The sequence below is a fragment of the Sphingorhabdus sp. EL138 genome, assembly GCF_945862485.1.
GTDB lineage: Bacteria > Pseudomonadota > Alphaproteobacteria > Sphingomonadales > Sphingomonadaceae > Sphingorhabdus_B.
Map to the genome: position 1 here is coordinate 1 of NZ_CAMAYF010000047.1, position 4726 is coordinate 4726.

General features: G+C 54.5%; 5 protein-coding genes and 1 tRNA gene. 2 read left to right on the plus strand and 4 right to left on the minus strand.

What is annotated here, in order from left to right; translation table 11 throughout:
* Nucleotides 1-562: 2-amino-4-hydroxy-6-hydroxymethyldihydropteridine diphosphokinase (folK, locus tag Q0O33_RS10505; protein ID WP_366048631.1), on the plus strand; the 562-nt coding region annotated here is incomplete at its 5' end.
* Between the two features lie 41 nt (nt 563-603).
* A tRNA-Lys gene (locus tag Q0O33_RS10510) sits at nt 604-679 on the plus strand.
* 363 nt (nt 680-1042) lie between these two features.
* Here Q0O33_RS10510 and Q0O33_RS10515 read toward each other — a convergent pair.
* The 4 genes from Q0O33_RS10515 to Q0O33_RS10530 all read right to left on the minus strand — a co-directional run.
* Nucleotides 1043-3004: a DUF2075 domain-containing protein gene (locus Q0O33_RS10515; protein ID WP_295499323.1), complete on the minus strand. Its 1962-nt coding sequence runs from the start codon at nt 3002-3004 to the stop codon at nt 1043-1045.
* Nucleotides 3005-3442: 438 nt separating this feature from the next.
* On the minus strand, nt 3443-3952 hold the full coding sequence (locus Q0O33_RS10520; protein ID WP_295499326.1) for a hypothetical protein: 510 nt from the start codon (nt 3950-3952) through the stop codon (nt 3443-3445).
* The gene (locus tag Q0O33_RS10525) at nt 3949-4425 is read right to left on the minus strand and encodes a hypothetical protein (protein WP_295499329.1); all 477 of its coding nucleotides are present in this window, start codon (nt 4423-4425) and stop codon (nt 3949-3951) included. The genes Q0O33_RS10520 and Q0O33_RS10525 overlap by 4 nt, the downstream gene beginning before the upstream one ends.
* 98 nt (nt 4426-4523) lie before the next feature.
* On the minus strand, nt 4524-4726 hold a 203-nt coding region (locus Q0O33_RS10530), incomplete at its 5' end, for a hypothetical protein (RefSeq protein WP_295499332.1).

The following is a 4726-nucleotide window of genomic DNA, read 5'->3' on the forward strand; positions in this document are numbered from 1 at the left end:
GACCGCAGGCCAGCGTTATACACCCGCCTTGCCGAGGATATTTGATCTGTCGCATCTGTATCTCATTGGGATAGGTTCAAATCAGCCACATCCCGTCATTGGCACACCAAATAACATCATTCCGCACGCGATTGCCGCGCTGGAGATGGGCGATATCGATGTGTTCGCACATTCAGCCACTATCCAATCAAGCCCGATGGGGCCTTCATCGCGCCGCTTTGCCAACGCGGCAGCGGTGATCGCGACGCAGCTTCCTCCCCCTACACTGCTTGCCCGCCTCCACGAAATAGAGAGCCATTTCGGGCGCGTACGGCGTGGCCAAAACTGGGGTGCACGCGTGCTGGATCTCGATATTCTCTTATGGTCGGGCGGCATGTGGGCCGATAGCAATCCAGCGCTCTCTATCCCGCATCCCGGCCTTCGTTCGCGGGGTTTTGTCCTTACGCCTGCCGCAATGGTCGCCCCCGATTGGCGCGACCCGATGACAGGCTTAACCATTCGTCACCTGCAATCGCGATTTAACCGACCAAAGGCGCTTGACCAGTCACCCCACCGCCACTAGGGGAAGCGCTCTCCTTTGAACCCTATTCGGTTCAGGTCGGGGGGCCCTTAGCTCAGTCGGTAGAGCAACTGACTTTTAATCAGTAGGTCGCTGGTTCGAACCCAGCAGGGCTCACCATACATTTCAATGGCTTACATGGTTTTATGACACTTGGATCGTCAGAAAATTTTTGGCTAGTAAGCAAATAGCAATCAAGCTGAAAAAATTGGTGCAGCGTAAATCGAAGCGCCAAAGCTGCGCGGCACCTTAAAGGTGCTTTAAGAACTGGTGTTGAAAAGTGGCCAGATAATGATTCGCGCCATAGAAAGTCCATCCGCCCCCAATCTTTGCCATGATTTTCCGCTGGGAATGTTAAGTCGGAGATCCATTACCCCCGGGGGAGGCGTTTTTTACATAAAGGACACCCTTCAAATATAGTTAAATGTGAGGGTGGCTTTAAACAGGCAGGTCGCGCGCTTCATTAGACGCGACATCGCCAAATCATATCTCGGGAATGCCGCACGAAACCAAGAACGCGTAAGTCTCGTCATAAAACGCGGGCGGTCGAGTGGGGTCCTTTACGTCGCCTTGAGGCACGAACACTATCAGCCCCTGCCTCGCCCGTGTGAGCAAGACACGATACGCATTCAGGAGGTACAGCTGGTTCGTCTCGTTGCGAACCTGCTGCCATTTGGTGCCCTTGAAGGCATAATGCTGCCACGCGTCGTCAGCGCGACGCAAATCAGCATCCCAGCACACACCGGCCCAATCCAGTTCCAAACCCTGAATATCAAACTGTGTTGCCACTTCTTCCAGATAGTAAGACGAGCGCACATCAAATCGGTCATTCAAAAAATAAGATGTTGGATCGATCTTTGATTTTACGTGAACGCCTTCAGGACGCAGCCGGTAGCCTCCTGCCGATGCTACAAGGCCGAACCGTTCGGTTCCCCTTGCATTATCTCTGAGCCACTCACGGGCCCGTGAGAGGTCACGTGTCAATGTTATAGGGTAGCGGTCAGACAAGTCGTTGAACACGTCGCGTGCCTTTGCGGCATCACCATCCAACAATAGACTGACGAACGATGACACTCGCTCGGCCCGAAACGAACGCATTGAGACCGACAAGTGGAGGTCTGGGTGTTTCTGGATATGGCTAGCATCGAGCAGCTCGGTCGCCTTTGCATCGATGGTGTATTGATGGTCATCGAGTAATGAAGATGCATGCACGTCCCAGTCTGCAAACCGATGCTGCAAAGCGGCTAACCACTCGGACAGGCCCGCTTCGCCTGTATTGATTTCCTGCCCGCCCCCAATCAAGCAGATAACTGTGCACCAGTCGGTGTGACGGTCCATGACGCTGATCAAGAATTCAGGTTCAGACATGTTAAAGTCCTGATGACCGCGCTTCGTCTGCATGAATTTCGACGCTTGATCGCTTGTCCACGCACGCTGGGCTTCGTCAAACACGACTACCTTTTCAAATGGCTGCTCATCTTTTCCAACATAGTGATCACGGAAATGATGTATGTTTTGAACAAACTTGCGGACCGCCCGATGCGCGTCGGTCTTCTTGCTGCCATCCCGAGCAACTTTGTCTCGGACGAGTGCTTCGCATAACACGTCCACGAGAGGCCCATTGCCTGAGAGGAAAACAGCGTTTTCGTCTTTATGCTTCTCGGATCGCTTCGCCGCGATGTTCAACCCAGCCAGCGTTTTGCCGGCGCCGGGTACGCCCGTTATAAAGCAGATCGACTTTCGGCCTTCCGACTTCGATCGGTCGATAATCGCCGCAATCTTATCGGACGTCGTTTGCAGGTTTTTCGCGCCCGCATCTGAACGCGATATTTCTTCAACCGCGTGGTTACGGTACAGCGCCTCTGCTGCTTCTATGATTGTCGGTGTCGGCCGGTATCCAGACGATCGCCACGCAGCTACGTCGAAGTGCGGCGCCTCGGGCTTAGTTTGAACGCACCTGGCAAGCACGTCGGCCAAACCGGCCTGCCCAACGAGGATAGGCTTGGCGACATCGTCTGCTGCCCATTCAGGCTGCCTAATTACGCCACTTGAGGCTTTGGTCGCGATGAGGACAGGAACGATCGGAAGCAAGTGGCTACCTAGATGAAAATTCTTCAAGTCTAATGCGTAATCGTGCACCTGATCGATCGCGTAGCTGTCAAAGCTAGCCGAGTTAACTTTGAACTCGACAACGAATATCACGCCTTCGTGCACGATCAATGCGTCTACGCGCTTCCCCATTCGCGGGATCGAGAACTCAAGGAAAACGAATGCATCCTGGATACGGGCCAATGCCGAACGGAGATACCGAACTTCATCCCGCCACGCGTCTCGCTGCTGATGTTCAAGCGAATGGTTATGCGCCTGGGTCAGCTCACCCAAGATTGCCTCATCAGATGTGGCTAGGAAGCCTTCAAGCGTTGCCGCGAAATACGCATCAGTCATAAAGACTGCATAACCGTTGCACTATGTTTTGCCAGTGTCGATTATTGGGGTGTAAGGCGCGGCTCTATTTCGCGCACCGATGCGCCTTCCAGTATCGGGGCATTTAAGTATGCTGCCGCGGAGTGTAGAGCACTTGCAGTCCCATTCTGGCTGATGGGACCCCCAGTTCCCCTTGGATATTATTCTGCTCGTTCGGTTAGCTGGGCTTTATTCTCAGCCTTAGGTGACATCCACACCGCGGGTGGTCAGCGCGAACAGGGTAGAGACACGCCGAGAGAGTGAACTGGCACACCGAACGCCCCCATTCCTTACTGTGCTTGGCATTCGCAACTTGCGCTAAGCCAGAACACTAATAGCAACCAGGAGCTTCAGCTTATTGCGCAGCGTCAACAAAAGCCAACGTTGCGCAAACAATGCTTTGTTTACCGCAGCGACTTGTTACTTTTCAGATGAAGTCGAAATAGCAGCCGTAAGCTGGTCAGGACGAAGGGCTCCCTCGCCGGGGCCCATGTCGTCTGCGTCTACTAGCTTCAGCTTTCCGTGCTTGCGGAACTCTGCCTCGGTGGAGGGTGCAAGATCGGGACGGCCGATCATGATCCCCATCTTTATGCGGCAGGTGGCGTACTGAGTTTCACCGGCCTCGACCTCGAGCGCAAGGTTATCCTTTGCCTCGCTCTTTACCGTGAATTCATGACGTCCGGGGCCAGCCACCATTACGAAGTAGCGACCAGCACCAAGCGAGCTAACCTTCTGGCCCTTTTCGTTGACAGAGCACCCAACGGCAAAGCCCGTGCCCCCAGGTCGAAAGAACACGACTTGCCCCTGCCCTTCTGGTGGTGCGGGGATAGCAATGGGGGCGTTTTTCGCCTCACTCGTTTCGACTGCTAGCGCTGGAGCCGACGAAATAAAGAGTGTCATTACTGAAGAAACTAGGACTTTACGGATCATGGATTATTCCTTTTCTTATCAAAAACGTTGGTATTTGACGCAGAACTGGGGGTGCCCACCTCTGCGCCCACTGTATCAAGCCAGAACGCCTCTGCCGTCTTGGCATCTGCAAAGGCTCCAGTAGGTACGTCGATATGCTTGCCGCGGATGAACATTGCCGGAAGGCCCACAGCGACGCCGACTGCAAACGCCAGACCCTGTTGGTCGCGGCCTGCTCCGTTCAATTTCATACTCCGAAGCCGCAATTGCCTATCGCCTAAGCTTAGATATCTGGCGGCAAGCACCAATTCACCACCGACACCGACGCCGGTCTTCTTGGCATGTATGATTTCACCTCGACCTTTAGCACCTGCGGGGACCACTTCCCTGCCGTCGATGACAACGGGGTAGGCTAGCGAGATTGCGAAAGTCTCACCGGTGATGCTGGTTCTGCTGCTAAGCGCCTCGGCCAATTCGATGCGCACGGAGGTCATAGGTGGAATGCAAGTACCTTGAAGTTTTTTAGCGACGGCGACGGCGCATGCGTTGCTAGGTACAAGCGGCTTTTCAGTGGCATTGCTTGGCAACGAAATTACGATTGGCGGGGATATTTCATTTGTTGCAGCGCGTTGGCTTTCTGCTTGTACACGAGCGGCTGCCCTCTGCCTCTGAGCTTCTGCTGCTGCAGCGCGTTGCCTTTCCGCCTGTGCGCGAGCGGCTGCCCTCTGCCTCTGGGCTTCTGCTGCTGCAGCGCGTTGCCTTTCCGCCTGTGCGCGAGCGGCTGATCTGCTGATT

Excerpts from the sequence above, each read along its gene's own strand:
- Q0O33_RS10515 (WP_295499323.1), bottom strand. The coding sequence starts at position 3,004 with ATGACTGATGCGTATTTCGCGGCAACGCTTGAAGGCTTCCTAGCCACA.
- Q0O33_RS10520 (WP_295499326.1), bottom strand. The coding sequence starts at position 3,952 with ATGATCCGTAAAGTCCTAGTTTCTTCAGTAATGACACTCTTTATTTCG.
- Q0O33_RS10525 (WP_295499329.1), bottom strand. The coding sequence starts at position 4,425 with ATGACCTCCGTGCGCATCGAATTGGCCGAGGCGCTTAGCAGCAGAACC.